The 26,323-nt window shown below is 71.1% G+C and carries 15 protein-coding genes; 12 read left to right on the top strand and 3 right to left on the bottom strand.

The window, feature by feature from the left end; translation table 11 throughout:
* Positions 1-22: 22 nt before the first annotated feature.
* The 10 genes from Van01_RS15155 to asnB all read left to right on the top strand — a co-directional run bounded on the left by Van01_RS15155 (position 23) and on the right by asnB (position 19,906).
* Positions 23-751 (top strand): tryptophan 2,3-dioxygenase family protein, encoded by a 729-nt coding sequence (locus tag Van01_RS15155; protein WP_204007324.1) that lies wholly within the window; start codon positions 23-25, stop codon positions 749-751.
* A 56-nt stretch (positions 752-807) separates the two neighbouring features.
* Positions 808-2,415: a tryptophan halogenase family protein gene (locus Van01_RS15150; RefSeq protein ID WP_204007323.1), complete on the top strand. Its 1,608-nt coding sequence runs from the start codon at positions 808-810 to the stop codon at positions 2,413-2,415.
* 90 nt (positions 2,416-2,505) lie between these two features.
* Positions 2,506-3,369 (top strand): alpha/beta hydrolase, encoded by an 864-nt coding sequence (locus Van01_RS15145; RefSeq protein WP_204007321.1) that lies wholly within the window; start codon positions 2,506-2,508, stop codon positions 3,367-3,369.
* Positions 3,370-3,592: 223 nt separating this feature from the next.
* The gene (locus Van01_RS15140; protein ID WP_204007319.1) at positions 3,593-8,149 is read left to right on the top strand and encodes a non-ribosomal peptide synthetase; all 4,557 of its coding nucleotides are present in this window, start codon (positions 3,593-3,595) and stop codon (positions 8,147-8,149) included.
* Positions 8,146-12,474, top strand: coding sequence for a non-ribosomal peptide synthetase (locus tag Van01_RS15135; RefSeq protein ID WP_204007317.1), 4,329 nt, complete (start codon positions 8,146-8,148; stop codon positions 12,472-12,474). The genes Van01_RS15140 and Van01_RS15135 overlap by 4 nt, the downstream gene beginning before the upstream one ends.
* Positions 12,471-13,598: a Gfo/Idh/MocA family oxidoreductase gene (locus tag Van01_RS15130; RefSeq protein WP_204007314.1), complete on the top strand. Its 1,128-nt coding sequence runs from the start codon at positions 12,471-12,473 to the stop codon at positions 13,596-13,598. The genes Van01_RS15135 and Van01_RS15130 overlap by 4 nt, the downstream gene beginning before the upstream one ends.
* Before the next feature lie 193 nt (positions 13,599-13,791).
* The gene (locus Van01_RS15125; protein WP_204007312.1) at positions 13,792-15,507 is read left to right on the top strand and encodes an ABC transporter ATP-binding protein; all 1,716 of its coding nucleotides are present in this window, start codon (positions 13,792-13,794) and stop codon (positions 15,505-15,507) included.
* Positions 15,504-17,219, top strand: a complete 1,716-nt coding sequence (locus tag Van01_RS15120; protein ID WP_204007310.1) for an ABC transporter ATP-binding protein — start codon at positions 15,504-15,506, stop codon at positions 17,217-17,219. The genes Van01_RS15125 and Van01_RS15120 overlap by 4 nt, the downstream gene beginning before the upstream one ends.
* 9 nt (positions 17,220-17,228) lie before the next feature.
* Complete coding sequence (locus tag Van01_RS15115; RefSeq protein WP_204007308.1) at positions 17,229-18,017, top strand: thioesterase II family protein; 789 nt, start codon at positions 17,229-17,231, stop codon at positions 18,015-18,017.
* A 47-nt stretch (positions 18,018-18,064) separates the two neighbouring features.
* Entirely contained in the window at positions 18,065-19,906 is a 1,842-nt protein-coding gene (asnB, locus tag Van01_RS15110; protein WP_204007305.1) for an asparagine synthase (glutamine-hydrolyzing), read from the top strand.
* A gap of 77 nt (positions 19,907-19,983) precedes the next feature.
* Here asnB and Van01_RS15105 read toward each other — a convergent pair whose 3' ends face one another.
* Positions 19,984-20,823, bottom strand: a complete 840-nt coding sequence (locus Van01_RS15105; protein ID WP_204007303.1) for a TetR/AcrR family transcriptional regulator — start codon at positions 20,821-20,823, stop codon at positions 19,984-19,986.
* Positions 20,824-21,162: 339 nt separating this feature from the next.
* Complete coding sequence (locus tag Van01_RS15100) at positions 21,163-22,566, bottom strand: MFS transporter (RefSeq protein ID WP_204007301.1); 1,404 nt, start codon at positions 22,564-22,566, stop codon at positions 21,163-21,165.
* A 210-nt stretch (positions 22,567-22,776) separates the two neighbouring features.
* On the opposite strand from Van01_RS15100, the gene Van01_RS15095 reads away from it, so the two are divergent.
* On the top strand, positions 22,777-23,463 hold the full coding sequence (locus tag Van01_RS15095) for a TetR/AcrR family transcriptional regulator (RefSeq protein ID WP_204007299.1): 687 nt from the start codon (positions 22,777-22,779) through the stop codon (positions 23,461-23,463).
* A gap of 112 nt (positions 23,464-23,575) precedes the next feature.
* Here the strand turns inward: Van01_RS15095 and Van01_RS15090 are convergent, their stop codons facing one another.
* Positions 23,576-24,934 carry an extracellular catalytic domain type 1 short-chain-length polyhydroxyalkanoate depolymerase gene (locus Van01_RS15090; RefSeq protein ID WP_204007297.1) on the bottom strand — a complete coding sequence of 453 codons (1,359 nt, stop codon included), beginning with the start codon at positions 24,932-24,934 and terminating at the stop codon, positions 23,576-23,578.
* 284 nt (positions 24,935-25,218) lie between these two features.
* On the opposite strand from Van01_RS15090, the gene Van01_RS15085 reads away from it, so the two are divergent.
* Entirely contained in the window at positions 25,219-26,301 is a 1,083-nt protein-coding gene (locus tag Van01_RS15085) for a PaaX family transcriptional regulator (RefSeq protein WP_204007295.1), read from the top strand.
* Positions 26,302-26,323: the final 22 nt, after the last annotated feature.

Genomic DNA, 26,323 nt, shown 5'->3' with positions numbered 1-26,323 from the left:
TGCTGAGGAGGCCTGTCCACCGATGACCAATCCGACGGACATCCGGCGCGACCGCGCGTACGGGGAGATCCTCAGACTGGACGAGCTGCTCGAGATCGCCTGCGTACGCGACGAGCCGGACCGCACCCTGTTCTTCGCCGCCCACCAGGCGTGCGAGTTGTGGTTCGCGGTCATCCTGCGGCACGTCGAGTCCGCCCGGGACGCGCTGAACCGCGATCAGGCGGACGTCGCCACCGACCACATCGGGCGACTGCCGGCGGCCATGCGGGTGCTCAGCGGACACTTCGACGTCCTGAGCACGCTGACACCCGAGTCGTTCGACGAGATCCGGGCGACCCTCGGCTCGTCGAGCGGCTTCCAGTCCGCCCAGTATCGGGAGATCGAGTTCCTGTGCGGAGCCCGGGACCGTCGATTCCTCAACACCCCCGGGTTCACCGCCGGGGAGCGGGCCCGGCTGGTTGCCCGCTGCGAGGAGCAGTCGCTGTCGTCCGCCTTCGTCGAGTACCGCGACCGTGCCCGGGCCGACGGTGACCTGGCCCCGGTCGAGCGGGTCCGCGACGCGCTGGCGGCCTTCGACGACGCGGTGCGGTCGTGGCGTGCCCGGCACGCCCAGCTGGCTGAGCAGTTCATCGGCGAGGGACGCGGCACGGCCGGCTCGGCCGGGGCCGCCTACCTGTGGCGGTCGACCGAGCGGACGTTGTTCCCGGAGGTCTTCGCGCCAGTCGTCGGTGGCGGGGTCCACCAGAACTGAGCCGAAGCAGACACATTCGTCGAGTCCCGGGTTATCGGGTACAAGGAGGATCCGCAATGACTGTCAGTGGTGCCGCCGCCAAGAACACGCGCGACCCCGGCAGGACACGGCGAGTCGTCATCGTCGGTGGCGGGACGGCCGGCTGGATGACAGCGTCGTACCTGGCGGCCGCCTTCGGTAAACGGGTCGACGTGACAGTCGTCGAATCGGCCACCGTCGGCACGATCGGGGTCGGCGAGGCCACCTTCAGCGACATCCGGCACTTCTTCGAGTTCCTGCGGTTGGAGGAGTCCGAGTGGATGCCCGCCTGTAACGCCACGTACAAGCTGGCCGTCCGGTTCGAGAACTGGCGCGAGCCGGGCCATCACTTCTACCACCCGTTCGAGCAGATGGCCTCCGTCGACGGGTTCCCGCTCAGTGACTGGTGGCTGCGCTACCCGACCACGTCGCGGTTCGACAAGGACTGCTTCGTCATGGCGTCGCTGTGCGATGCCGAGCGGTCGCCCCGGTATCTGGACGGCAGCCTGGTCGACCAGGGCTTCGTCGAGCAGACCCACGACGAGACGTCGGCCCGGTCGACGATCGCGGAGTACCAGGGCGCGCAGATTCCCTACGCGTACCACTTCGAGGCGCACCTGCTGGCGAAGTTCCTGACCGGCTACTCCACCGAGCGGGGCGTCAAGCACGTCGTCGACAACGTCGTCGACGTGGCGCTCGACGATCAGGGGTTCATCTCGCACGTGCGTACCGCCGAGCACGGCGAGATCGCCGGTGACCTGTTCGTCGACTGCACCGGCTTCCGGGCGCTGCTGCTGAACAAGGCCCTCGGCGAGCCGTTCGTGTCCTACCAGGACACCCTGCCCAACGACAGCGCTGTCGCGCTCCAGGTGCCGCTGGACATGGACCGCAAGCCGCTGCGGCCGTGCACGACCGCTACCGCGCAGGACGCCGGATGGATCTGGACGATCCCGCTGATCAGTCGGATCGGCACCGGCTACGTCTATGCCAGCGACTACGCGACCCCGGAGGAGGCCGAGCGGGTGCTGCGCGAGTTCGTCGGCCCCGAGGCGGCCGACGTGCCCGCGAACCACATCCGGATGCGTATCGGCCGCAGCCGTCGGTCGTGGGTGAAGAACTGCGTCGCGGTCGGCCTGTCCAGCGGCTTCGTCGAGCCGCTGGAGTCGACGGGCATCTTCTTCATCCACCACGCCATCGAGCAGATGGTCAAGTACTTCCCGTCCGGGCGCGGCGACGACCTGCTGCGCGAGCAGTACAACAGGTCCGTCACCCACGTCATGGACGGTGTACGTGAGTTCCTCTGCCTGCACTACCGGGGTGCGAAGCGGGTCGACAACCAGTACTGGAAGGACACCAAGACCCGGGTGATCCCCGACGCCCTCGCGGAGCGGATCGAGATCTGGCAGCACAAGGTGCCGGACTCGGAGTCGATCTACCCGCACTACCACGGTCTGCCGCCGTACTCGTACAACTGCATCCTGCTGGGCACGGGTGGAATCGACGTGCGGCACTCGCCCGCCGTCGAGCTGGCCGACGAGCGGGCGGCGCTTGCGGAGTTCGAGCGCATCCGGCTCAAGGCCGAGAAGCTGGTGCAGGAACTGCCCACCCAGAACCAGTACTTCGCCGCGATGCGCGCCAACGCGTGACAGTCGTCCGTTCCGTCTCCCCGGCGGCCGGCCGCCGGGGAGACGGAACGGGCCCAGCAGCGACCGTTTCGGCACCGGAAGCGAAGTGACGTGTATCTGACGTACGACCAACGAGCCCTGGACATTCAGTACTCGCCGAGTTCCCGCGTCGCCGACATAAACGTTTTCCTACGCGAGTACGCCGAACGTAGCGCACAGGCGCGGGACCGGCTCGACGTGCTTTCGGGCGTACGCTGCGGACCGCGACCCGAGCAATTGCTCGACTATTTCCCCGCGGCCCGGCCGGGCGGCCCGTTACTGGTGTTCATCCACGGCGGGTACTGGCAGGAGCTGAGCCGACTCGAATCGTCCTTCATGGCCCTGGACCTGGTGCCGCGCGGCATCTCCGTCGCGGCGCTGGGTTACGGCCTGGCGCCCACGTACGGACTGCCGGAGATCGTCGACATGGTCGCCGAGGGAGTTCGCTGGATCTGCCGAAACGCCTGTCAGTTGCCGGCGAGCCCCCGGTCGGTCTACCTCAGCGGGTGCTCTGCGGGCGCGCACCTGGCCGTCATGGCGTTGCTCGACACCTCCGGTGGGCAGCGCGACGGCGACCGTCCCGACCGGGCGGTGGCGGGCGCGATCCTGCTCAGCGGCGTCTACGACCTGGAGCCGGTCCGCCGGACCTATGTCAACCGGGCGCTCGGGCTGGATCCGGGGACCGCGCGTGATTACAGCCCGATGCGCCGGCTGCCGGCGGTGCTGCCACCACTTGTCGTCGCGCGGGGCGAGAACGAGACCGACGAGTTCGGCCGGCAGCAGGCGGAGTTCGTCGAGGCCGTCCGAGCCTGCGGCAGCCGCGTGGTCGACCTCGTCGTGCCGTCGCGCAACCACTTCGATCTGGCCTTCGATCTCGGCGTCCCCGGAACAATGCTGGGCGATTCCCTTACCGAACTGATAGGGCTCGACGAGTAGTCCGACAACCGATGTGTACTTCTCACGGCATCGTCCACGATATTCACAGCCACCCATCGGGCGGCGACAGATTGCTCGGTGCTGCGGGCTGCTGTTAGGGTCGGGCCAGGCGCCGGCGCTGATGTAGCCAGTTGCCTGACATCAATCTCGCGCCCCGCCCGTCGACGTATTTCGAACCGAACATTCCGCAGCGGGAGTCGATAGCGCGCAAGGGAGCTTGAGAATGTTATCGGAAAACACCGACTGCGGCACCGGGACGGATCGGGACGGCCTGCGCGCTGCGGTGTCCGACCTGCTCGGCATGGAGCTGACCACAGCGGACGACGACAGCAACCTGTTCGAACTGGGGCTGCAGTCCCTGCACCTGATGCGACTGACCAGCCGGCTCAACGGCGCGGGCGCCGAGGTGACGTTCACCGAGCTGGCCGCCGACCCGCGACTGTCCGCGTGGGTCGGGCTTGTCGGCACCGGCGTGACTGCGACCGAGTCCACGGCACCCACTCGGCCGGCGGTCGACGCCGCCCGGCACGATCCGGATCGGGCCTTCCCGCTGACTCCGGTGCAGCAGGCGTACCTGTTCGGTCGCTCGGGCGATCACGCGCTCGGCGGTGTCGGCTGCCACAATTACCTCGAGTTCGACTCGACAGGTGTGGACGCGCAGCGACTCGAACGGGCTGTCCGGGCGCTGCTGGCGCGTCACCCGATGCTGCGGGCCCGGTTCGACGACGACGCCACCCAGCAGATCCTGCCGGAGTCCCCCTGGCCCGGGCTGACCGTGCATGACTTCCGCGACCGCCCCGCCGACGAGGCGGCGACCGCCGCGCTGGAACTGCGCGACCGGCTCTCCCACCGCATCCTGGAGGTCGGTCGCGGCGAGGTGGTCGATGTGCTGCTCACCCGGCTGCCCGGTGGGGTGGACCGGCTGCACTTCAACATCGACCTGCTGGCCGTGGACCTGGCCAGCTTCCGGGTGATGCTCGCCGACCTGGTCGTCCTCTACGACGATCCGGCGGCCCTCGGCGAGGTCGGTTACACCTTCGGCAGGTACCTCGCCGAGCAGGCCGGTACCCGGGCCGCCGAGCGGGAGCGGGCCCGCCCGTACTGGCAGCGGCGGCTGCCGACGCTGCCCGGCGGCCCGAAGCTGCCCCTGGCGGTCGATCCGGAGGCGGTCACCGTCCAGCGTTTCGCCCGTCGCTTCTTCGACCTCACGGTGCCCGAGTGGCAGGCCCTGGAACGCCGGGCGGGCGAGGCGGGACTGACGCCCGCGGCGGTGCTGGCCACCGCCTACGCCACGGTCCTGAGTCGCTGGAGCGGGGACGAGCACTTCCTGCTCAGCCTCCCGCTGTTCGACCGGGACCTGGACGTGCATCCCGAGATGCCCCGCCTGGTGGGCGACTTCTCCGGTCTGGTGCTGCTGGAGGTCGACCTCTCCGGCGACAGCTTTGCCGGCCGCGCGCGCACGGTGCAGAAGCAGATGCACGAGGACATCGGGTACGCCGCCTACACCGGCGTCGACGTGCTGCGGGAGTTCACCCGCGCCGACCCGGAGTCGCCCCGCACCGCGCCAGTGGTGTTCTCCGTGGACCTGTCGGCTCCGCTGATCCCCGAGGAGTTCGCGGCCCGCTTCGGTGAGCCGACGTGGATGATCTCCCAGACCCCGCAGATCTGGCTCGACCACCAGATCTACCGCACCAGCGACGGCACCGTACGCCTGGTGTGGGACGCCGTCGAGGCGCTCTTTCCCGACGGCATGCTGGACGCGATGCTCGCCGCGTACGAGACGCTGGTCCGCGGCCTGCTGGCCGGTGCGTGGACGAGCGCGGTGCCGGAGATCGACCTGCCCACGGCGACGCGGCGCACCCGCGCGGCGGTCAACTCGTCCACCCGCGCGATGACCGACAATCTCCTGCACACGCGGTTCTTCGCCCAGGCGGACGAGCGGGCCCGGCGACCCGCGTTGCTCTGGGGCGAGCAGGAGTCGCTGTCACACGACGAACTCGCCGCGCGCGCCCTGCGGGTCGCCGGGGCGCTGGCCGGACGCGGTGTGGGTCGTGGATCGTACGTGCCCGTGCTGGCCCCGAAGGGCGTACCGCAGATCGTGGCGGTGCTCGGCGTGCTCGCCGCCGGAGCGGCGTACGTCCCGATCGGCGTGGACCAGCCGGCCGAGCGACGCGCCCGGATCCTCGACCTCAGCGGCGCCCGGGTCGTCCTCGACGGCAGCGGACTGTTGAGCCCGACCGGGGTGGCTGCCGAGATCCTCACCATCGAGGCCGCCGAGCAGGCCGAGCCGCTTGCCGCTCCGGTCGCCGCCGACCCCGACGACCCCGCGTACGTGATCTTCACGTCGGGTTCGACCGGCCTGCCCAAGGGTGTCGAGCTCACCCATCGCGCGGCGGTCAACACCGTCGAGGACATCAACGAACGGTTCGACCTCGGTCCGGCCGACCGTGTGCTGGCGGTGTCCGCGTTGGACTTCGACCTCTCGGTGTGGGACATCTTCGGGCTGCTCGCGGTGGGCGGTGCCGCGGTCCTGGTGCCGGAGTCGGGTCGGCGCGACGCCACCGAGTGGCTTTCGCTGTGCCGCCAGCACGCGGTGACCGTCTGGAACACCGTTCCGGCCCTGCTGGACATGCTGCTCACCGCCGCCGACGACGCCCAGCTTCCGGGCACGATGCGCCTCGCCCTGCTCTCCGGCGACTGGATCGGGCTGGACCTGCCCGGCAGGCTGGCCGCAGCGACCGACGGACGTTGCCGGTTCATCTCACTCGGCGGTGCCACCGAGGCGGCGATCTGGTCGAACGCGTTCGAGGTCGTCGAGGTGTCCGCCGGCTGGCGGTCGATCCCGTACGGCACACCGCTGCGTAACCAGAAGTTCCGCGTGGTGGACAGCCGTGGCCGGGACTGCCCCGACTGGGTGCCCGGCGAGCTGTGGATCGGCGGCGCGGGGGTGGCGCTGGGCTACCGGGGCGATGCCGACCTGAGCGCGGCCCGCTTCCCGCTGGTGGCCGGCGAGCGCTGGTACCGCACCGGCGACCTGGGCCGTTACTGGCCCGACGGCAACCTGGAGTTCCTCGGTCGCCTCGACCACCAGGTCAAGATCAACGGTTTCCGGGTCGAACTCGGCGAGATCGAGTCCTGCCTGCAGGCGTACCCCACTGTCGCTCAGGCTGTCGCCGTCGTCGTCAACGAGGGTCGCCGCGAGGTGGTCGCCGCAGTGGTCGAGCGATCGTCGACGCCCGATTCCGACCTCCCGGTCGTCGAGCCCGCCGCCGGACGGCCGGGCGACGAGTTCCTGCCGCCGGTGACCGGCCCGGCGACCGGGGACGACCCGCTGCTGCTCGAACACCAGCTGGTGGAGGTGCTGCTGGCCGAGGTCGTCGCACCGCTTGTCGAGCCGGGGAGCACACCGTTCACCGTCTGCGTCCCGCAACGACCGGTCGTGGACGTCTGGCTCGACTACCTGGCGCACCGCGACGTGCTGTCCGGCCCGGCCGACGGGTACGCGCCCGGACCGAGGTGGACCGAGGTCACGGACGCGAGATGGGCCGAGCGGGTCCGGCAGAGCACCCTCGGCACCCGGCTGGCGGCCGTCTCGGCCACCCTGGAGTGGGCCGCGCCGCTCTACACGGCCATCCTGTCCGGTGACGCCGACGCCACCGCGTTGCTGGACGACCCGGTGCTGGCCCCGGAGGCGCTCAACGACCTGATGCCGGCCACCGCCGAGTGTCTCGCCGCCGTCGCGCACGACCTGCGGGAGCGTGGCGGCACCGCGCCGGCGGCCGTGGCCGAGTGGCAGAGCGACAGCGGTCGTGGCGCGGCCCGGCTGCTGGCGGCGCTGTCCGGGGCCCCGGTCGAGTACACGCTGCTCGGGGCTGCGCGGCCGGCGCTGGCCAAGGCCGAGACGCTGCTGCGGGAACACGGCCACCGCGTCCGGGTGGCGGTGCAGGGTGCGGACGTGCTGGCCGCGCCGCACGTGCACGCCTTCGACGCCGTGGTGGCGAACAACGTGCTGCACCGGATGTCCGACCCGGAGACCGCGGCGGCCTCCATGGGGCTGCTGCTCGCCGCCGGCGGCCGGCTGTACCTGATCGAACGCGCCCACCCGACGCCGCTGGCGCTGGTGAGCGCCCTGCCGCTGGAGGCGCGCGCGGGCCGGCTCGACGACGCCGCGCGGGCGGGCTGGCTGCACGGCCCCGACCGCTGGACGCGGGCGTTGGTCGCGGCGGGGCTGGGCGAGGTACGGGTGCTGCGCACCGAGGCCACCGGCGAGATCCTGCTGACCGCGGACCGACCCGCGACGGCGGCCGGAGTCGACCCGGACGGGCTGCGCCGGTGGGCCGAGGCCCGGCTGCCCGAGCACATGGTGCCGGCCCATGTCGCCGTACTGCCCGCGCTGCCGCTCAGCGCAAACGGCAAGGTGGACCGGCGACGCATCCAGACGGTTCTCGAACAGGCGGTCGACCGACCTCGCGATGTGGGCGCCCCGCCCAGGGGCGGCACCGAGGCGTTCGTCGCCGAACGTTGGGCCAAGCTGCTCGGCCTGGACGCGGTGGGCCGCGACGAGAACTTCTTCCGGCTCGGCGGCGACAGCCTGCTCGCCACCCGCTTCGTCGCCGAGGTACGCGGGGTGTGGGGCGTCGACCTGCCCATGCGGGACGTCATGCGGTTGGCCACGGTGGCCGGGTTGAGCGTGCTCATCGACGAGTTGCGGGACGCGACGGGCGAGCCGAGACCGGCCGGCTGGGACACCGCCGAGGACTTCGAAGAGGGTGCGGTGTGAGCGCCAGCGACCTGCTCGACGAGTTCGCCAGCGCCGGTATCCAGGTCTGGCGGGAGGGCCAGCAGCTGCGCTTCCGGGCTCCCCGTGGCAGCATGACCGACGAACTCCTGGCCCGGCTGCGCGGCAGCAAGGCCGAGCTGCTCGCCAGCATGTCCGACACCACAGACAGCGCCCGCCAGGACTCCGACCCGGTCTGGGTGGACCAGCCGGAGGAGCGCGACGCGCCCTTCCCGCTCACCGACATCCAGTCGGCCTACCTGTTCGGACGCAACCCCGCCTTCGCCTACGGTGGCGTCTCCTGTCACCTCTACCAGGAGTTCGAGTACCCGGCGGAGATCGACCCGGAGCGGATGCGGCAGGCGTGGGACGGCCTGGTCCGCCGTCACGACGCCCTGCGTACGGTCATCCAGGAGGACGGCTCCCAACGCGTGCTGCCCGCGCCACCGCGTACCGGCATCACGGTGACCGACCTGCGCGGGGCGTCCGCCGACGCGGTGCGCCAGGCGATCGCCGGGGTGCGCGACGAGCTGTCCCACCGGGTGCATCCCACCGGCGAACGGCCGATGTACGAGCTGCGCCTCACCCTGACCGGCGACCGCAGCGTGCTGCACGTCTCCGTCGACTTCATGGCGTTGGACTGGCTCAGCCTGCAACGGGTGCTCGTCGAGCTCGACAGCCGTTACCGGCAGCCGGACTGCGTCCTGCCCCCGGTGGAGGCGACCTTCCGGGACTACGTACTGGCCGAGCGCCGGCTGCGGGACACCGAGCGGTACGGCCGGGACCGGGCGTACTGGCTGGAGCGCCTCGACACGTTGCCCGGCGCCCCGGCGCTCCCGCTGCGCGACGACCAGGACCCGGTCACCGCGCCGGCTCGGTTCCGTCGCCTCACGGCCACGGTCGACGACCAGGTGTGGCGGTCGCTGAAGGCCCGCGCCGCCGAGCACGGCGTGACCCCCGCCAACGCCGTGCTCGCCGCCTACACCGAGACGATCGGTCGCTGGAGCGGCAACGACCGGTTCTGCGTCGGGCTGCCGGTACTCAACCGGATACCACTGCACCCCCACGTCGACCACCTGCTCGGTGACTTCACCTCGCTGAGCGTGCTGGCGGTGGAACGTCCGGAGCGGACCAGCTTCGCCGATCGGGCTCGCGCCCTCGGTGAGCGGGTCTTCGACGACCTCGACCACCGGCTGTTCAGCGGCGTGGAGGTGCTGCGCGAACTCGCCCGCCGTCGCGGCCGGGACGCCGCGGCGGTGCTGCCCGTGGTGTTCACCGGCGCCATCGGCGTCGGCGGCGGCGAGCCGTCGGTGGTCGGCCGGAAACCCAGGCCGGTGTACGGGATCAGCCAGACCCCGCAGGTGTGGATCGACTGCCAGGTGGGCGACCAGTTCGGCGGGCTGGACATGAACTGGGACATCCGGGAGGGCGTCTTTCCCGACCGTCTCGTCGACGACATGTTCGCCGCGTTCGGGCACCTGCTGCACGAGTTGGCCGCTGATGACCAGGCGTGGGCGGCTGTCGACCCGCAACCGCTGCCGAGCGCGCAGCGTGCCCGTCGTACCGCCGCGAACGCGACAGACGCGCCGGTGCCGGACTGCCTCCTGCACGAACCGCTTGTCGCCTACGCCCGCGAGCATCCGGACCAGGTGGCCGTCATCGACGCCGTCGGGTCGATGACCTACGGGGACTGGCTGGCCCGCGCCCACGGGGTCGCCGAACGACTGCGCGGCGCGGGATGCCGGCCGGGTGACCTCGTCGGCGTCCTCGTCGACAAGTCGCGTGAGCAGGTCGTGGGCGTGCTCGGCGTGCTCCTGGCCGGTGGCGTGTACGTGCCTGTGGACCTCGGTCAACCCGCCGTCCGCCGGGACCGCATCCTCGTCGACAGCGGGGCCCGGTTCGCGGTCGTCGCGGGCCTGCCGGCCGGTACGCTGCCCGCCGAGGTCACCGGCGTCGACGTGACGGACGCGCCGCTGTCGCCGGTGGGGGACCTGCCCGACGGCCCCGGGCCGGCGCGGACCGGGCTCGCCTACGTCATGCACACCTCGGGTTCGACAGGCACCCCCAAGGGCGTGATGATCAGCCACCGGGCCGCCGCCAACACGGTGCACGACATAAACGAACGGTTCGGTGTCACCGGCTCCGACCGGGTGCTCGGCCTCGCCGCGTTGAGCTTCGACCTGTCCGTCTACGACCTTTTCGGCCCGCCCGCCCGTGGTGCCGCGCTGGTGCTGCCCGATCCGGCGCGTCGTGGTGACCCGTCGCACTGGGCGGCGATGGTGGCCGCGCACGAAGTCACGCTGTGGAACTCGGTCCCCGCGCAGTTGCAGATGCTGCTGCACTACCTGGACGTGGAACCGGCCGACCTGTCGCGCCTGCGGTTGGCTCTGCTGTCCGGAGACTGGATCCCGCTGTCGCTGCCCGGCCATGCCACCCGGCAGCTACCCAACGCCGAACTGGTAAGCCTCGGTGGGGCGACGGAGGCGGCGATCTGGTCGAACTACCATCGCATCCGGACCGTCGAACCGCACTGGCGCAGCATCCCGTACGGCCTGCCGTTGGCCAACCAACGGTTCCACGTGCTCGACGCCGCGCTGCGCGACCGGCCCGACCTGGTCGCCGGCGAGTTGTTCATCGCCGGTGTCGGGCTGGCCGACGGTTACCTCAACGACCCGGTGCGCACCGCCGAGCGGTTCATCCACCACCCGGTGACGGGGGAGCGGCTGTACCGCACCGGCGACCTTGGCCGGTATCTGCCCGACGGTGAGATCGAGTTCCTCGGCCGGGCCGACCAGCAGGTCAAGATCCGGGGGCACCGGATAGAACTCGGCGAGATCGAGGCGGTGCTCGGCGAGCACCCGGCGGTCAGTACCTGCGTGGTCCTGGCGGCCGGCGACGACGTGCTCGAACGCGCCCTCGTCGCGTTCGTGGTACCGCAGCGACCGGCCGGCACCGTCGATCCCGCCGACATCGTCGCCTGGGTCGCCGACCGACTGCCCGCGTACATGGTCCCGGCCCGGGTACGCGTGGTCGGGGCGCTGCCGCTGACCGCGAACGGGAAGGTCGACCGCAGGCGGTTGCTGGAGTCCGCGCCCACCCCGACCGCCGCGCCCGACGGGCGTACCGAGCCGCCCCGGGCGGGCGTCGAGCAGCGCGTCGCCCAGCTGTGGCACGACGTGCTCGGCGGTCAGCCACCAGGTCGGGAGCTGGGATTCTTCGACGCGGGCGGCAACTCACTGCTGGCTGCGCGGTTCGTCGGGCAACTGCGCGAACAGTTGCCCGAGGCCGCCCGGTTCCCCTTCGACGTCCTGCTGCGTGCCCTGCTCGACGAGCCGACGGTGGCGGGTCTGGCCGGGCGACTGGCGGCGGGCGCCGCGCCGGATCCCGTGGTGGCCGAGCCGGCTCGACGCTCACCACTTGTCCCGCTCGGCGGCGCCGCCCGGGGGCCGGTACGGCTGCTCGTGCACGACGGCACCGGCACACTGACCGGGCTGCGGGCATTGTCCACCGGGCTCGGCGCGGGCGGGCCGGTGTTCGGGCTCGCCCTGGCCGACGACGGCGCGATCGCCGATGTCGACCCGGCCACGCTCGTCGAGGACCTGGCCGTACGCTACGCCGCTGAGGTACGGGCCGCCGGGTTCGACGACGTCGAACTGATCGGCTACTGCCTCGGTGCCTCGATCGCCCTGGAGGTCGCCAGAGCGCTGAGCGAGGCCGGGGCGACGGTGCGGCTGACCGTCGTGTCCGGACACCGCGTCCCGTACCGGGTGGAGGACGGGCTCGTGCTGGACCACGCCTTCGCGCGCGCCACCGGCGTCGACCCGGCGGCTCTCGGCTGGCCCGCCGACGAGGCGGCCGTGGACCAGGCGATCACGACGGTGCTGGCGGACTCACCAGGGGTGGTTCCGGCAGGTGCGCTCGGGCGACTGACAGATGACGAGCGGCTGACCGTGGTGGCCGGGCGGTTCCGTGCCCTCGGGGAGCGCGCCACCACCGAGCGACACCCACGGCTGCATCAGGCGGTCGCCGACGGCGACCCGGCCTGGGGCGGACCAGCGCGGGTCGCGGCGGCCCAGGCCGTGTTCGTGCGGACCCTTCAGGCCGTTGCCGGGCACCAGCCCGAGCCCTACGCCGGGGACATCACCCTTGTTCGTCCCACGGCGCCCCGGGACCTGCTGCCCGGGTCCGGCGTCGAGGCGGCCCGCTTCTGGCCGGAGATCTGTCTCGGTGAGCTGACGGTCATCGACGTCCCCGGTGACCACTTCAGTTGTCTCCGGCCGCCGAACGTGGCGACGGTGATCGCGGCGGCGACGGCGGCGGTCCGATGATCAGCGGCCGATCCCGCCCGATGCGGGTCGTCGTCTGCGGAACGCGGTTCGGCCAGGTCTACCTGTCGGCCATCGCCCGCGCCCCGGAACGGTTCGAACTCGTCGGCATCCTGGCCCGGGGCAGCACCCGTTCGGTGGCCCTGGCGAAGGAGTACGGGGTCCCGCTGTACTCCACAGTGGCCGAGCTGCCCGACGACGTCGACGCCGCCTGCGTGGTGGTGTCGACAGCGGTCGGTGGCGGGCCTGGCGTCGAGCTGGCCACGGCGCTGCTCGGCCGGGGCATCCACGTGTTGCAGGAGCATCCGGTGCACCCGGCGGAGCTGGCGGACTGCCTGCGGGCCGCGCGCCGTGCCGGCACCCAGTACGTGGTCAACACCTTCTATCCGCACGTGGAGCCGGTCCGGCAGTTCATCTCGGCCGCCCGCACGCTGGTCCGGTTACGCCAGCCGGTATTCGTCGACGCGATCTGCGCCGTGCAGGTCTGCTTCGACCTGCTCGACATCCTCGCCGAGATTTTCGACGGGCTGCGGCCATGGTCGTTGTCGGCCGTCGGCAACCGGTCCGGCCGGCCGCTGACAAGCGTGGACGGGCAGGTTTCCGGTGTGCCGCTGACGCTACGGGTGGAGAACCGGATGCAGGCGGGCGACGACAGTACGAGTCTGCTGCTGCACCGGATCACCGTCGGCACCGACGCGGGCAACCTGTTGCTGGCCAACACCCACGGCCCGGTGCTCTGGAGCCCGGTGCTGCGTACGCCGGCGGATCCGGCAGGCGTCTTCCTCGCGGGTGCGGCGGACACCGACACGCGGTGGTCGGACGTCCTCGGCCCCACTGGGGACTACGTGGGCGCACCGCTGACACCCACCTGGTCGGGCGTGGTGCGTGAGCTGTGGGGGGACGGGGTGCTGACCGCCCTCGACGACCTGCGCGAACGGATCGAGGCGAAAGTGGACCCGCTGCGCGGCGGCCAGCGTCACCTGGCCGTCGCCACCGCCTGGAAGGAGCTCACCGAGACCCTCGGCTATCCCGAGGTCGCCACCCCGGATCCGGGAGATCCGCTGGTGGTCACCGACCTGCTCCCAGCGCCACAAGCTGTTCATTCGCGGCCTGCCGGTTCACGGTAGCTCGGCGGATGGGTTCGGGGTACAGTAATTCTCGAACATGTTTGAAAATAGGGACGGGAGAGCGATGAGTGCGACCCACTCCGTTGAGGCAGGAGAGCAGTCCACGCCGTCATCGGGAGGCACTCCCACGGCACGGCAGCCGGTGAGCACGGGGCCGTTGCTACGTCCTCATGCCCCGAGTTTCGCGGTCGTCGTGGTCTTTCAGGTCATCGGCGCCGTCGCGGGGCTGGCGCCGCTGTTCGCGGTGATCGAGCTGGGGCGCGCGCTGCTGTCGCCCGGCCCGGTCGATTCTAACCGCGTATGGACCGCCGTGATCCTCGGCGCGACAGGTCTGTTCGTGCGACTGGTGTTCACCGGCGCGTCGTCGGGTCTCGGTCACGTGCTCGACGGCAAGGTGCAGCTTTCGCTGCGTCGGGAACTGGCCCGCAGCCTCGGCCAGGCGCCCATCGGCTGGCTCTCCCGCCGCCGCAGCGGTGAGCTGGCGAAGGTGGTCGGTGACGACGTCGCCGCCGTGCACCCCTTCATCGCCCACGCTCCCGGCGAGCTGGTCTCCGCCTTCGTGGTGCCGCTCGTGTCCCTTGTCTACCTGCTGACCATCGACTGGCGGCTCACCCTGATCACCCTGATCCCCGTGGTGCTGGCCATCGCGCACGTCCCGCTGCTGATGACTCCGGCGCGTAACCGCGCGCAGGAGGACTTTGACGCGGCGATGGGCCGCATCGCCACCTCGGTCGTGGAGTTCGTGCAGGGCATCGCCGTGGTCAAGGCGTTCGGCGGCTCCGAACGCGCCCACCGCACGTTCCTCACCGCCGCCGACGACTTCGTCGACATCTTCACCCGGTGGGTGCGGGGTGTCTCCGCGGTCGCCGCTGGCATGCAACTGGCGCTGTCGCCGCCCTTCGTGCTGCTGGTGGTGCTGATCGGCGGCACGGTGCGGATCACCTCCGGCGACATGCCCCCGGTGGACCTGCTGCCCTTCCTGCTGCTCGGGTTGGGCCTCACCGCTCCGGTCGCGGCCCTCGGCCACGGCTTCGACGACATGCAGGCCGCCGGCCGTGCGGTGGGCCGCATCCGTGAGGTCCTCGGGGTGGGTGCGCTGCCCCAGCCCGCGCGCCCGGCCGTCCCGCAGGACAACCGGGTGGAGCTGCGCGACGTCCGGTTCAGCTACGACGACGACGGCCCCGAGGTGCTGCGGGGGGTCGACCTGCTGCTGGAACCGGGCACGCTCACCGCGGTGGTCGGGCCGTCCGGCAGCGGGAAGTCCACGCTCGTGCAACTGCTGCCCCGGTTCTTCGACCCGACGGCCGGTTCGGTGCGCCTCGGCGGCGTCGACCTGCGCGACATCGACAGTCGGGAGCTCTACCGCCGAGTCTCCTTCGTCCTGCAGGACGTCCGTCTGCTGCGCGCGTCGGTCGCGGACAACATCGCACTTGCGGTCCCGCACGCGACAGGCGACGAGGTGACGAGCGCGGCCCGACTGGCGCACATCCACGACCGCGTCATGGCGCTGCCCCGCGGCTACGACACGGTGATCGGCGAGGAGGTCAAGCTCTCCGGTGGTGAGGCGCAACGCATCGCCATCGCCCGTGCGCTGGCCGCCGACACCCCCGTCCTGGTGCTGGACGAGGCGACCGCCTTCGCCGATCCGCAGACCGACCAGGCGGTACGGCAGACCCTGTCGACACTGCGCGACCGGACAGTCCTGGTCATCGCCCACCGCCTGGAGACCATCGCCGACGCCGACCTTGTCGTGATGCTCGAGGACGGGATGGTCGTCGAGCAGGGCAGGCCGACCGACCTGCTCGCCCAGGACGGAAAGTTCGCCGCGTTCTGGCGGACCCAGCAGTCGGCGGTCGCCGACGACAGTGAAGCCCGCGGTGGTGTACTGCAAGGAGACCTTTCCCGATGATCAGAATGTTGTTGCGGGTGCTCGGCGACGAGTACGCCAAGCCGATGCGCCGCACGGTCGCCCTGATGACGGTGACCGCCGTACTGGAGGGTCTGCTCTACGCGCTGCTGGTGCCCGTGCTGCGGGCCCTGTTCGGGAGCACGCCGTCGGACGCCTGGCCGTGGCTCATCGCGTTCGGGGTCGGCGTCGCGGTCTACGCGGTCCTGCGCTACGCCAGCGACCTGTCTGGCATGCGCGTCGGCACCACGATGCTGCGGGGCATGTACCACGGCCTCGGCGAGCACCTGGCCCGGCTGCCCATCGGCTGGTACAACGCCGCTCGGGTCGGTGAGGTCTCCGTCATGGCCAGTCGCGGGCTGCTCGCGGCGATGGGGGTGTCCGCGCACCTGCTCGGGCCGTTCATCTCCGCCTGTGTGACGCCGTTGACGATCGTGGCCGTGATAACTGTGTTCAACTGGCAGCTGGGGCTGGCCGCGCTGGTGGCGGCCCCACTCGTGGTGCTCACCCAGCTGTGGACCGCCCGGTTGATGGCCGCCAACGACGCCGACAACGCCGCCCGCAACAACGAGGCGAGCGCTCGGGTCATCGAGTACCTGCAGGCCCAGCCGGTGCTGCGGGCCGGTGGCCGCAGTGGCGAGCGTTTCAGCCTGCTCGACGACGCGCTCCAGGGGGTCGAGCGGGCCTCCCGTCGTCAGACGATGTCGGTGCTGCCCGGCGCGGTCGGTCTGACGGTCATCGTGCAAGCCGTCTTCACCACGGTGCTGGTCCTGGGGACCTACCTGGCGCTCGGTGGCGACATCGGGGCCGCGGAGATCCTGGCGATTCTGGTGCTCGCCGCCCGCAGCGCGGATCCGCTGCTGTCCCTGTCCGACATCGGAGGCAAGCTGCGCACCGCCCGCGCCGAGCTGGACCGGCTCGACAGGGTGCTGCGCACCGAGCCGCTTCCCGAGGCGGCCCAGCCCGTCCAACCGCAGCGGTTCGACCTGGAGTTCGACGGGGTCACGTTCCGCCACGGCGACCGGACGGTGTTCGACGACGTGTCGCTGTCGGTGCCACAGGGGCAGCGGCTGGCGGTCGTCGGTCCGTCCGGCGCGGGCAAGAGCACCCTGTTGCAGTTGATCGCCCGGTTCTACGACGTGGAGGCCGGAGCGGTGCGGGTGGGCGGTGTCGACGTACGGCAGATCGACACGGGTGTGCTGATGTCCCAGATCGCCATCGTCTTCCAGGACGTCTACCTGTTCGACGGCACGATCGAGGAGAACGTGCGGCTCGGTCGCCCCGATGCCAGCGAGGCCGAGGTGCGGGCGGCGGCGACTGCCGCGCGGCTGGACGAGGTCGTCGAGCGGCTGCCCGGTGGCTGGGCCGCGAACGTCGGCGAGGGGGGTGCGTCCCTGTCCGGCGGTGAGCGGCAGCGGGTCTCGATCGCCCGGGCACTGCTGAAGGACGCGCCGATCGTGCTGCTCGACGAGGTGACCTCGGCGCTCGACCCGGTCAACGAGGCGGCCGTCCACGACGGCATCGAACGCCTGATGGCGGGCCGGACGGTGGTCATGGTCGCGCACCGGATGCGGACCGTCAAACGCGCCGACCGGGTCGTCTTCGTCGACGATGGCCGGTTCGTCGAGGAGGGCAGCCATGACGAGCTGCTCGGTTCCGGCGGTCGCTACGCCGACTTCTGGAGCCTGTCCACGGCCTCCGGCGCGAGCGAGTGAGTCGTCACGATGCCGGCCGATGAGCTGTCCCCGGGGGCGTTCCGCAGGCTCGCTCCCCGGCCCTACGCCCGAGCCCGGGTGGTGCTGTTTCCGCACGGCGGGGGCAGTGCGAGCTACTACCGGCCGTGGACCACGTCGGCGCCCTGGGACATCGAGTTTCTCGCCGTGCAGTACCCGGGTCGGGAGGACCGGTTCGCCGAGCCGGCCCCCACGGACATGCGGGAGCTGGTCGACGCGGTGGCGGCGGACCTGCCGCTGGCGGGGCCGCCGACACCCACAGTCCTGTTCGGGCACAGCATGGGCGCGGTCGTCGCGTACGAGATCGCCCGCCGTCTCACGGCGGCGGGCGATCCGCCGGTGGCGCTCGTGGTGTCCGGGCATCCCGCGCCGCACCTGGCCCGCCCGGGCCAGGTGCACCTCGGCAGCGACGACGAACTGGTCGAGGAGTTGCGCCGCACCGAGGCCACCAACCTGGACATCCTCGACAACCCGGTGCTCATCCAGGCGTTTCTGCCGGTCATCCGGTCCGACTACCGGCTGAGCGAAACCTATCGACCGCTGCCCGGAGTGCGGCTGCGGGCACCGGTCACCGTGCTGCACGGCGACCGCGATCCGGAGGTCACCGCCGGCGAGGCAGCCGGCTGGCGCGACGCCACGGACGGTGCGTACGAGTGCCGCGTCTTCGCCGGCGGGCACTTCTACCTGGACGAGCACCGCGACGCGGTGGTCGAGCTCCTCACGGCGCGCGCCCGCGCGATGTCCGCCACCTCGGCGGTGCCGTGGCCGTCCACCCCTTGACCCGCACCGACGAGCATCGCGCACGACACGAGTGAAATGGGGATGAGATGTGTGGTATTGCCGGGTGGGTGTCGTTCGACGCTGATTTGGTGCGCCAGGGGCCGACCCTCGACGCGATGACGGAGACCATGGCCTGTCGCGGGCCGGACGACCGCGGGGTGTTCGTGCGTACCCACGCCGCGCTGGGGCACCGGCGCCTCGCCGTCATCGACCTGCCGGGCGGTGTGCAGCCGATGAGCGTGGGTACGCCGGCGGGCGAGGTGGCCCTGGTGTACTCCGGGGAGGTCTACAACTTCCGGGAGCTGCGCGAACGGCTCACCGCGCTCGGACACACCTTCCGGACCGAGAGCGACACCGAGGTCGTACTGCGCGGGTACCTGCAGTGGTCGGAGAGCGTGGTGGACCACCTGGAGGGCATGTACGCCTTCGCAGTCTGGGACGAGCGCGACCAGAAGCTGGTCCTGGTACGCGACCGCATGGGCATCAAGCCGCTCTTCTACTACCCGACGCCGGACGGCGTCCTGTTCGGCTCCGAACCCAAGGCGATCCTGGCGAACCCGCTGGCGCCCAAGGTGGTGGACACCGACGGGCTGCGTGAGCTGTTCGCCCAGACGAAGGCACCCGGCTGGGCGCTGTGGAAGGGCATGCACGAGGTGCTGCCCGGTGCCCTGGTCACCGTGGACCGCGCCGGGATCAGGCAGCGGGTGTACTGGCGACTGCGGGCCGTCGAGCACACCGACAGCCTCGACGACACCGTGGCCCGGGTGCGTGACCTGCTCACCGACGTGATCGATCACCAGCTGATCTCCGATGTGCCGCAGTGCGTCCTGCTCTCCGGCGGCCTGGACTCCAGCGCGATCACCTCCATCGCCGCGCAGCGGCTCGGCATGCGGGGCGAGCAGGTACGCAGCTTCTCGGTGGACTTCGTCGGCCAGGAGGACAACTTCGTACCCGACGAGATGCGGGACACCCCGGACGCGCCGTTCGTGCGCGACGTCGTGGCCCACGTCGGTTCGGCCCACCGGGACGTGGTGCTCGACCCCGCCGACCTGTCCGACCCCGCGGTGCGGCGCGCGGCGGTGGCCGCCCGCGACATCCCGAACGGCTTCGGCGATCTCGACCTGTCGCTGTACCTGCTGTTCAAGGCGATCCGGCAGCACTCCACTGTGGCGCTGTCCGGGGAGGCGGCGGATGAGGTGTTCGCCGGCTACCCGTGGTTCCACCATGAGGCGGCGTTGAACGCCGGCACCTTTCCCTGGATGACAGTCATTCCGCCGCTGACCCTGCCGGGCCGTACCGACCACATCGAGCCGGGACTGCGCGAACGGCTCGACGTCGGCACCTACACGGCGGACCAGTACGCGTCGGCGCTCGCCGAGGTGGAGCACCTGGACGGGGAGTCCGCGGCGGAGCGGCGCATGCGGATCACCTGCCACCTGCACCTGACCCGGTTCGTGCGGTCCCTGCTCGACCGCAAGGACCGGCTGTCGATGGCGGTCGGGCTCGAGGTGCGAGTGCCGTTCTGCGACCATCGTCTCGTCGAGTACGTCTACAACACGCCGTGGTCGATGAAGGTGTCCGACGGCCGGGAGAAGAGCCTGCTACGTCAGGCCGCCGCCCACGTACTGCCCCGATCCGTGGTGGAGCGGGTCAAGAGCCCCTACCCGTCGACTCAGAACCCCGCGTACGCGGGGATCCTCCAGCAGCAGGTGAAGGAGCTGGTGGCGGACCGGGAGGCAAAGGTGTTCGCGGTGATCGACCGGAACTGGGCCCAGCAGGCCGTGGCGCAGGACCCGTCGCGGATGTCGGTGGCGATGCGTGGCGGCCTGGAGCGGGTGCTCGACCTGCACACCTGGTTGGACCTGCACTCGCCCCAGCTTCGGCTCTAGGGCCCCGTCGTCGACGTACCCCGGCCAAACGGATGGCCGGGGTACGTCGTCGTGGTGACCGGCGGGCACCAGCCCGGTCAGGTCCGCAGGGCGGGGTACCAGCTCACGCTGAACTCGGCAGCAGAACCGTAGGGCGGGATGCACAACGAGACGAACAGGTCCAGCCGGCTCGGATCGACGTTGCCCTGCTGGTCGGGTCTCTTCCTGGTGACCGCGGGTGCGGTTCCCGCCGCGGTGCACTGGGACTTCGTGGCGAAGCGGGCGGGCAGCAGACCGTCGACGATCGCCGTCAGCGCCTGTTTGTGGGTCTCCCGGGCGTTGAGGTCGGCCCACCGGTCGGCGATCGAGGCCAGCCGTGGATGGGTGGCTGTCGTCAGGTCGGCGGCGACCTCGTCCCGGTGCGCCGTTCCGGCCCGGTCGCGCCGGCGAACGTCGGTCCCTCGAATCAGCAGGTTCCCCACGATGTAGTACCAGATGGTGCGGTAGACGAGGTGTGCGTCGTCGGTGGAGTGGCCGTGGTCGACCGCCGCGTCCAGCATCTCCTCGACGATCCAGAGTGCCGAGGGACCGATCAGGTTGTCGCTGGCCAGCACCTCGACTGTCCAGGGGCGTTCGGCGAGCAGGTCGTAGAGCAGGATCGAAGCGGTGATGAGCCGTTCGCGGGGCTCGGCGGGGAGGTCGGGCCGGGCGATTGTCCGCGCCTGCGACTCCATCACCCGCACCAGCAGGTCGTCCCGGTCACGTACGTGGTGGTAGAGGGCCATCGGGGCGGCGCCCAGTTCGTGCGCCAGGCGTCGCATCGACAGTCTTTCGAGTCCTTCGTCCTGCAGGATCCGGGTGGCCGTTTCGATTATCGCTTCCAGGGACAGGCGCGGTGGTCGGCCGGCGCCCCGCCTGCGGGGTCCGTCTGTGGGCATTTTCCCATCCTTCGGCTGCGGCACGCTCCACAGTGCGGGGCGGCCGCCGGGTCGCGGGACCGGGCCCGGGCCGGACTTCCGGGGCCGGTGGGACGACCGTGTGCGGGCACGCGAGTCCGGCGACGGTGTGTTGTCCGACCGGGGTCGGCGCGCGACACATGTTTCGTCGCGAGCCGACCCCGGCCGTCACCGAGTGAGCCGCTCATGACGTACCGGCCGTCGACGCAGTGCCGCGTGTCTGACTGACCGAGGGTCCGCCGAAGGCGGTGACGGAATCCTCGTCGCGGCGTGTCGACCGACATCGCGATGCGCGGTTGCTGCCTGGTTACCGAGCGCCGGTCAGACCGCCTTCTCCGGTACGTCGACCAGCTCGCGATCGTCCTGTTCGGCAGGCATCGCCGGGTTGACCCGGGGCAGCACGACAAGCGCGATGACGGCGGCGACGACCCAGAGGCCGGCGCCGAGCGTCAGGGCGAAGGCGTACCCGTCACTGAGTGCGCTGGGCGTGCCCTCCTTGCCGGAGTACTCGAAGGCGGCGGTGCTGAGCGCGGCGAGGCCGAGCGCGGCACCGAGCTGGCGGGAGCTGTTCAACAGGCTGGACGCCGTGCCGGTCTCGTGTTGCGCGACGCCGTGCGTGGCGGTGGAGACCATCGGCCCGAGGCAGAGCCCGAAGCCGACACTGGCGATCACCGACGGGCCGAGGACGTCGGCGACGAACGAGCCGTCGGCGTTGATCAGCCCGAATCCGGCGAACCCGACAGCGCTCACCAGCGCGCCCGCGATCATGAGAGTCCGGGCTGGGACCTTGTAGCCCAGCTTGATGGCGATGACGGAGCCGACGACCACGCCGATCGCCAACGGCAGGAACTTCAGCCCGGTCTCCGCCGGACTGGTGCCGAGCACCCGCTGCAGGTAGAGCGAGACGAAGTAGAAGGCCGAGGCCATGGTGGCGCCGAAGATGAGGTTGTACGTGTTGGCCCCGGCGACCGACCGGTTGGCCAGCAGGCCGACCCGGACCAGCGGGTCGCGGGTGGTGGTCCGCTCGACGTAGACGAACGCGACGAGCAGCACGATCGCCGCCGCCAGGGTGCTGAGGGTGACCATCGAGCTCCACGCGTACCGGTCGGTGCGGACGATGCCGAGCACCAGCAGCGTCATGCCTCCGGTGGCCAGGAGCGCACCCAGCACGTCCGGGCGGCCGTCGGGCGCGACCGGCAGATCCCGGGCGATGCCACGCCAGGCCAGGACGGCGGCGACCGCGGCCATCGGGGCGCTGACCCACATCACCCACTCCCAGCCCGCGTACTCGGTGAGCACGCCGCCGATCAGCACGCCGAGAGCGCCGCCCGCGGCGTTCATCGCGGCCCACACGCCGAACGCCTTGACCCGGGCCTTGCCGCTGGGGAACGTCGCGGTCAGCAGCGCCAGCGCGGCGGGGGCCAGCAGCGCGGCGCCGACGCCCTGCGCGACCCGGGCAGCCACCAGCTGACCGGGTACGTCGGCGAAGCCACCCGCGAGGGAGGCGATACCGAACACGACGAGCCCGATGAGCAGGATCCGCTTGTGGCCGTACCGGTCGGCGATCTTGCCGCCGAGCAGGAGCAGTCCGCCGAAGGCCAGGGCGTAGGCGTGGATCACCCAGGTCAGGCCCAGTTCGCTGAAGCCGAGGCTCTGGGCGATCTCCGGGAGGCCGAGGTTCACGACCGACAGGTCCAGCGACACCATGAACTGCACGACGGCCACTGCGGCAAGGGTGAGCCCTGGCCGGGCACCCCGATCGATTGCTGATTGTCCGTTGAGTAATGCCTTGTTGGTCACCGCAAACCGGTCCTCTGTCGTAGCGAGGTAGCGCCCGAGTTTTCGAACGCGTTCTGAAATTAACATCGTCGCTGGGCCGCTGTCTAGCGCGTCACCTCGAAGCACGCAGGTTGGCGGAGGGGGCATGATGGGGCGGTGCCCCAAGTCAATGCGCCCCGGCTCAAAGCAGGCAGACCGCCGACGACATCGCGCGCCCAGATCCTGGCCGCCGCGCGTGGTCTCATCGACCGGAACGGGTGGGAGAGGCTCACCATCCGCAAGCTGGCCGCTGAGATCGGCGTCGGGGCGACGACCCTGTACCACCACGTACAGGACAAGGAAGACCTGCTGTTCCTCCTGATCAACGAGTACGGGGAACAGGTGTCCCACCCCGGGCTGCCGGAGGAGCCGCGGGAACGCGTCATCGCCGCGGCAGCCACGATCCACGACGCGCTGGCGGCCTGGCCCTGGGCAGCCGAGGTCCTCACCACCGACGGATTCATCGCCCGGCTCGGCGATTCGCCGCTGGGGCTGGTCGAGGCTGTCGTGGCCGGCGCCATCGACTACGGCTGCACCCCCGACCACGCGGTCTACGTCTTCCGCAGCATCTGGTACTACACGGTCGGGGAGATCCTCGTCCGCTCGCACACCGCCCGCCGGGGCAACGGCGCGGCGACCACCCACCACGGCGCGTTCTTCGGCAACATCGACGCCGAGAAGCTGCCGCACCTCGCCGCGCTCGGTGACCGCTGGGCGGTGCTGGCCCCGCGCGACACCTACGTCGACGGCCTCCGCGCCCTCGTCGACGGCCTGCTCGCGCAGGGCGTGGCGGCCAGGGCGTAGGCGCGGCGGGCCGGGTCCGGAGGGGGACGGAACCCGCCGCCGACGCGGCGCACCACCGGCAGGTACCCCGGGGACGGGCGCGAACGCGCCGCCCCCGGGAGTGCCGGCGATGTCAGGCGACCGTGCAGGCCGCCCCGTTGAGGGTGAACGAACCGGGCCTGGCGGTGTTACCGGTGTGGGTCGCCTGGAAGCCGATCGTCAGTGATCCGTTGGGCGGGATGCTCGCGTTGTACGAGACGTTCCTGGCCGTCACCTGTCCCGAGGTGGGGGAGTAGGTGGCGTTCCAGCCGCCGGTGATGCTCTGGCCGCTGGGCAGGGTGAACACCAACGACCAACCGTTGATCGCGCTGCTGCCGGTGTTGGTGATGGTGAGGTTCTCGGTGAGGCCGTTGTTCCACGCGTTTATCGCGACGGCCACCCGGCAGGCGCCGGAGCCCGGCGGCGGGGTGGTCGGCGGCGGCGTGGTGGGGTTGGGCGGCGGCGTGGTCGGGTTCGGCGGCGGGGTCGTGGGGTTGGGCGGCGGGGTGGTCGGGTTCGGGTTGGTCAGGCCGAAGAACTGGACGGCGGACGCGGCCATGCCGCCGGAGGGCAGGCTGTGCCCGGCGCCCTGGATGCTGTACGCCTCGACCTGAACGGTGCCGCTGGTGTCGGCGAACCTGCGACGGTTCCAGTTGGCCTGCGGCGTGTCGGTGGAGGTGGGCGTCTGACTGAGCCCGAACACGTTCGTCCACTGCTCGACGGTCTCCTGGAGCAGTGAGAACGGCACGAGCGTGTCGTTGGTGCCGTGCCACAGCTGCACCCGTGGCCGCGGACCGGAGTAGCCGGGGTATGCCTGGCGGACCGCGTCACCCCACTGCTGCGGGGTGCGGTTCATGTTGCCGCCGGTGCACTGGCTGCTGCCGGGCGGGTAGTCCGCCGCGTTGGCGAAGCAGTTGAACGGCACCCCCATGAACGCGGCGCCGGCCTTGAAGACGTCCGGGTAGAGGGCCAGCATGTGGTTGGTCATCATGCCGCCGGAGGAACTGCCAGTCGCGTAGACCCGCTCCGGGTCGGCGTTGTGCTGCTGCTGCGCGTACCGGATCATCGACATGATCGAGACCGGGTCGCTGCCGCCACCACGGCGCTTGGCGGCGTCCGACCAGACGTCGAAGCAGTTGCCGAAACCGGCCTGCTGGGTCGCCGACGGGTAGATCACGATGAAGCCGTACCGGTCGGCCTGGCTGGCGAACTCGCTTCCGGAGTAGAAGCCGGGGCCCGATCCGCCGCAGCCGTGCATGGCCACCACCGTCGCCGGCCGGGCGGGGCGGTTGTCCGGCACGTAGATGTGCATGCGCATCCGGCCGGGGTTGTCGCCGAAGCTTGTCACCTCGGTCAGCGAGGCCGCGTACGCGGGACTGAACGTGGGGACCACCAGGCCGGCCGCCACAAGCGACACGGCCAAGCCGAGCAGTAATTTCCTTCTGATTTTCACGGACGACTCCTTCGAACGCCTGTTTCAGGCTGGGTTCGGTCTGCGCGTTGTGCTCGCGGGTACGCCCAACTCCCCGCAGTGACCACGGCGCGTCCACCACGTCTGGCTTGCCCTGCCCGGCTCCGTGTGGCGTCGTGTAGCAGATATTGTTCTCCTGGGCCCAGGAAGTGTCAATCGACATAACTCGATCAACTGTGGCCTTCGTACCGGCCTGGCCGACGGACCGGCTCATCGGCGTCCATCTACAGTCGATATCCCGTCCCCGAGTCGAGTCCGGAGCGCCCGTGACAAGCCCGTTCCACATCGAGGAGATCTACTCCGACGACGGGAGCAACTCGCTCCGGATGCCCCGACGACAGGTGGGCAACTCGCCCCAGGGGTTCGCCATGACGCTGCTGGCGGACTACACGCTGCGGACCCGCGCCGCGCTGCCCTCGGCCGCGATCGTCGCGCTGCTCACCGAGTCCGGGGTGACCACCGCCGGTGCCCGTACCGCGATCAGCCGGCTGGCCCGGCGTGGTGTGCTGGAAGGCAGTCGGCACGGCCGTCGCAGTTCGTACCGGCTCAGCCGCGCCGCCGCCGCCAACCTCTCCACCGGCGGCAACTGGATCCTCACCTCCGCCACCGCGGCGGCGCCGTGGGACGGTTGCTGGACGATCGTGGCGTTCTCGCTGCCACAGGATCGCAGCGCGCAGCGCCGGGCACTGCGCAGCCAACTCCGCTGGCTCGGGTACGCGCCGCTGTACGACGGTCTGTGGATCTCACCGTACGAACTGACGCCGCAGGCGCGGGCGCAGCTCGAACAGTTGACCCTCGGCACCGTCACCGTCTTTCGTGGCCGGCAGAGCGCGCTGGGTTCGACAAGTGACCGTGCCCCCATCGAGGCATGGGACATCGACGCGATCACCGGGCACTATGAGGCGTTCCTGGAAGGCTGGACGTCGCTGCTGCCCCTGGTCAGATCCGGGCAGGTCGACGGTGCCGCGGCGGTCCGGGCGCGTACCGAGGTGATGGACACCTTCCGTCGATTTCCCACCCTCGATCCGCAACTGCCGCTGGAGCTGCTGCCGGCCGGCTGGCTCCGGCAGCCGGCCCGGGAACTGTTCGCGGCCGTGTACGACGGGCTCGCGCAACCCGCCGAGCAGCACGTCCGAGCGGTCGTCGGGCGGTTCACCGACAGCGCGCCGCTCGGCATCCGCGCCCACACCACGGCCGACCTGATCGCCGGGGTACGCGGTGCCGCCGGCGCGAGCCCGGCTGAGCCCGCGCCGGCCGCCGAGTGGCGCAGCCCGGAACCGGCCGCCGCCTGCGACGGGCTGGTTGCCCGCGCTGCGGTCGAGGCTGACCTGATGACCCGGAGTCAGTGATCAGCGGGGCGTGGCCCGCCCG

Origin of the sequence: Micromonospora andamanensis, assembly GCF_016863495.1 — a bacterium.
In the GTDB taxonomy this organism is placed as follows: Bacteria; Actinomycetota; Actinomycetes; order Mycobacteriales; family Micromonosporaceae; genus Micromonospora; species Micromonospora andamanensis.
The sequence above is the reverse complement of the archived record's forward strand: the minus strand, read 5'-3'. Positions and strand labels throughout refer to the sequence as shown.

What these genes read in the sequence shown, in the direction of transcription:
- Van01_RS15130 (WP_204007314.1), top strand. Translation starts at nt 12,471, where the DNA reads ATGATCAGCGGCCGATCCCGCCCGATGCGGGTCGTCGTCTGCGGAACG.
- Van01_RS15140 (WP_204007319.1), top strand. Translation starts at nt 3,593, where the DNA reads ATGTTATCGGAAAACACCGACTGCGGCACCGGGACGGATCGGGACGGC.
- Van01_RS15155 (WP_204007324.1), top strand. Translation starts at nt 23, where the DNA reads ATGACCAATCCGACGGACATCCGGCGCGACCGCGCGTACGGGGAGATC.
- Van01_RS15120 (WP_204007310.1), top strand. Translation starts at nt 15,504, where the DNA reads ATGATCAGAATGTTGTTGCGGGTGCTCGGCGACGAGTACGCCAAGCCG.
- Van01_RS15105 (WP_204007303.1), bottom strand. Translation starts at nt 20,823, where the DNA reads ATGCCCACAGACGGACCCCGCAGGCGGGGCGCCGGCCGACCACCGCGC.
- Van01_RS15150 (WP_204007323.1), top strand. Translation starts at nt 808, where the DNA reads ATGACTGTCAGTGGTGCCGCCGCCAAGAACACGCGCGACCCCGGCAGG.
- Van01_RS15115 (WP_204007308.1), top strand. Translation starts at nt 17,229, where the DNA reads ATGCCGGCCGATGAGCTGTCCCCGGGGGCGTTCCGCAGGCTCGCTCCC.
- asnB (WP_204007305.1), top strand. Translation starts at nt 18,065, where the DNA reads ATGTGTGGTATTGCCGGGTGGGTGTCGTTCGACGCTGATTTGGTGCGC.